This window comes from Acidisphaera sp. L21, assembly GCF_009765685.1.
Classification (GTDB): domain Bacteria; phylum Pseudomonadota; class Alphaproteobacteria; order Acetobacterales; family Acetobacteraceae; genus LMUY01.
In genome coordinates this window covers 128,409-131,559 of the sequence record NZ_LMUY01000070.1, presented here as the reverse complement: position 1 = coordinate 131,559, position 3,151 = coordinate 128,409, and the positions used below count along the sequence as shown (strand labels likewise).

Below are 3,151 nucleotides of genomic sequence, written 5' to 3'. Positions count from 1 at the left end.
CGGACGGCGGCCAGCACGTCCGGCGCGTGGATCTGCAGTTCTTCCAGCATCGTCTCCGCGGTGAAGACGAACATACCGGCGTTCCACAGCGCTCCCTCGGCCAACAGTGCGGCGGCACCGGCGGCATCGGGCTTTTCGATGAATCGGGCGACGTCGTGCACGCCGGGCGCACCCTCGATCGGGGCGCCGACGGCCATGTAGCCGTAGCCGGTTTCCGGCGCCATCGCCGTCATGCCGAGCGTGACGATGCGGCCGGCGCGGGCGCCTGCGACGGCGTGGGCCAGGATCTCGTGCAGCTTGTCCACGTCACCGATTGCGGCGTCGGCCGGCATGACCCAGAGCACCGCCTGGGGGTCGGTTTGCGCTACCAGCAGTGCGGCCGCAGTGACGGCGGGGGCGGAGTTGCGGCCGATCGGCTCCAGCACGATGCTAGGATCCACGATGCCGGCGTCGCGCAGTTGCTCGGCGACCAAGAAACGATGTTCCTGATTGCAAATCACCACGGGGGGGCTGAAGCCGGGGCGATGCCCGCGCAGGGCGGTTTCGACGATCATGGACCGGTCATGGTCCAATAGACCCCAGAACTGCTTGGGGAAGCTTTCCCGGGAGACTGGCCAGAGGCGCGTTCCGGACCCGCCGGACAGGATAACAGGCACGACGTCGCCCTTTGCAAACGCCGGGATGCCGGGCTTGGCGGGGTCAGGGGCGTGCGTGTCCATGGGGGGCTCCAGCCGAACGGTGATTTCCCGTCCCGTAGCGGGGGGCGGCGGACTTGTCCATGTTTGCACGAGGCTTACGCATTCGCGCTGGGCCTGACGCCATCTTGCCGGGCTGCGTTGCGCAGATCATGCTCGCCGACGCAGCATCGATGGAGCGCGCGTGCATGGACCTTCCGAATGACCCGCAGGCTGCGATCGCGCGGCAGGCCGCTGCATTGCAGCCGGCGCTGGTGGCGATCCGGCGTGATCTGCATGCCCACCCCGAGCTTGCCTTTACGGAGACGCGCACGGCCGGCGTGGTGGCGGCGGCGTTGACGCGGCTGGGCATTCCGAACGTTACGGGGGTCGGCGTGACGGGCGTCGTTGGCACGATCCAGGGCGGCGCACCCGGCCCGACCGTGGCGATCCGCGCCGACATGGACGCCTTGCCGATTGCCGAGCAGACCGGGCTGCCGTTCGCCAGCACCTATGCCGGGCTGATGCATGCGTGCGGCCACGACATCCACACCACGACGCTGATCGGCGTGGCCGAGGTGTTGCAGAGCCTGGCGCCGCAACTGCGCGGCACGGTGAAGCTGATCTTCCAGCCGGCCGAGGAAACCGCCGGGGGCGCTGCCGCCATGATGGCGGAGGGCGTGCTGGACGGGGTGGATATGGCGGTGGGGTTCCACAACCATCCGGATATGCCGGTCGGGGCGTTCGCCTATGTGCGCGGGGCGTCGTTGGCCAGCGTGGATTTCTTTGAGATCACGGTGCACGGGAAATCCGGCCACGCGGCGTATCCGCATAACACGGTCGACCCGGTGCTGGCCGCGGCGACCCTGGTGGTGCAGTTGCAGACGATCGTGAGCCGGGAAGTGGGTCCGACGCGCCCGGCGGTGGTGACGGTGGGCGCCATCCAAGGCGGCAATGCGCATAATATCATCCCCGATAGCGTGGTGCTGAAGGGCACCGTGCGCACCCTGCATCCGCAGGTGCGCGACCAGGTGGAGGCGGCGGTGCGCCGGCTGTGCGCCGGCATCGCCGAGGGCATGCGGGTGCGGGTGGACGTACAATACCACCGGCTATGTCCGCCGCTGGTGAATAATGACGGGATGGTCGATCGGGGGATTGCGTCCATCCGGGCGCAGATGGGCGAGGTGGTGACGGAAGGCGAGCCCAGCCTGGGCGGCGAGGATTTCGCGATGATGACAGAGGCAGTACCCGGTCTGCAGATCCGCATCGGATCCGGCGCGCCGGGGCGGGAGGATAAATTGCACAATTCCGATTACCAACCCGACGAACGCTGCCTGGCGCAGGGCGTGCAGGCGCTGTCCCGCATCGCGCTGGACCTGTTGTCGTGAAGATTTGCGTGTTCGGCGCCGGGGCCGTGGGTGGCCACGCCGCTGCCCGGCTGGCCCGGGGCGGCGCCGACGTGTCGGTGGTGGCACGTGGCGCCCATTTGGCCGCGATGAAGGAACGCGGGCTGGAGGTTCGCGCGCCAGACGTCACCTTCCGCGCCGACGTCACCGCCAGCGAGCACCCGGCCGAGCTTGGCCCGCAGGACGCCGTCATCGTGACGCTGAAGGCGCCGAGCCTGCCCTCGATGGCCCGTGTCATCGGTCCGTTGCTGGGCCCGGACACCGCCGTGGTGTTCGCGATGAACGGCATCCCCTGGTGGTATTTCCACAAGGAAGGCAGCGTGAACGAGGGAAGGCGGCTGGAGCGGTTGGACCCGGGCGGTGTGGTGTGGGACGCGATCGGTCCGCAACGCGCCATTGGCGGCGTCGTCAACTCCGCCTGCACGGTGATCGAGCCCGGCATCATCAGCGTCGCCAACGCCAATAGCCGCATCAATATCGGCGAGCCGGACGGCACGGTGTCGCCGCGTGCCAAGGCGATTGCAGCCGCGATGGAAGCTGGCGGGCTGCATAGCGAGCCTGTGCCGGATATTCGGACCAAGATTTGGGCCAAGTTGCTGCTGAACATCGGCACGGGGCCGATGGGTGTGCTGACGGAATCGCCGGGTCGCACCCTGTTCACCGAGGAAGCCTGTCGCGACGCGCTGCGCAACATTGCGGGCGAGATGGTGGCGCTGGCCACGGCGATGGGCTGCCCGATCAAGGCCGACCCGGAGGCGCAGATCGCCAACTCGCTGAAGTTGTCGCACACCGCGAGCATCGTGCAGGACCTGAAGTTGGGTCGCCCGATGGAGGTGGACGCGATGTTCGGCGTGCCGTTGGAGTTGGCGCGGCTGGTGGGCGTGGCGACGCCGACGCTGGATCTGCTGGTCGCGCTGGCGAAACTGCGGGCTAAGGCGGCCGGGCTGTACGGGTAGAGCGGGCTGAGGCTGGGCCTATTGGCCTGGCCTCGTGATGTTTCGGGCTGAGATGGGGGCGGCTGAGATGGGGGCGGCGGGGAGGGGACTAGGAGGCTGGGCGGGGGTTCAAGGC

The 3,151-nt window shown here is 68.5% G+C and carries 3 protein-coding genes; 2 read left to right on the top strand and 1 reads right to left on the bottom strand.

The genetic code is table 11. The annotated features are described in order from the left end of the window. The coding region (locus GSQ76_RS31805; protein ID WP_254070392.1) for a sugar phosphate nucleotidyltransferase at positions 1 to 719 on the bottom strand (719 nt) is incomplete at its 3' end. Between the two features lie 164 nt (positions 720 to 883). Here GSQ76_RS31805 and GSQ76_RS13345 point away from each other — a divergent pair. Both GSQ76_RS13345 and GSQ76_RS13340 read left to right on the top strand, forming a co-directional pair. Further along, positions 884 to 2,062, top strand: a complete 1,179-nt coding sequence (locus GSQ76_RS13345) for a M20 family metallopeptidase (protein WP_158744398.1) — start codon at positions 884 to 886, stop codon at positions 2,060 to 2,062. Then, on the top strand, positions 2,059 to 3,036 hold the full coding sequence (locus GSQ76_RS13340; RefSeq protein ID WP_158744397.1) for a ketopantoate reductase family protein: 978 nt from the start codon (positions 2,059 to 2,061) through the stop codon (positions 3,034 to 3,036). Before GSQ76_RS13345 ends, GSQ76_RS13340 begins: the two co-directional genes overlap by 4 nt. Positions 3,037 to 3,151 lie beyond the last annotated feature (115 nt).

What these genes read in the sequence shown, in the direction of transcription:
- GSQ76_RS13345 (WP_158744398.1), top strand. Translation starts at nt 884, where the DNA reads ATGGACCTTCCGAATGACCCGCAGGCTGCGATCGCGCGGCAGGCCGCT.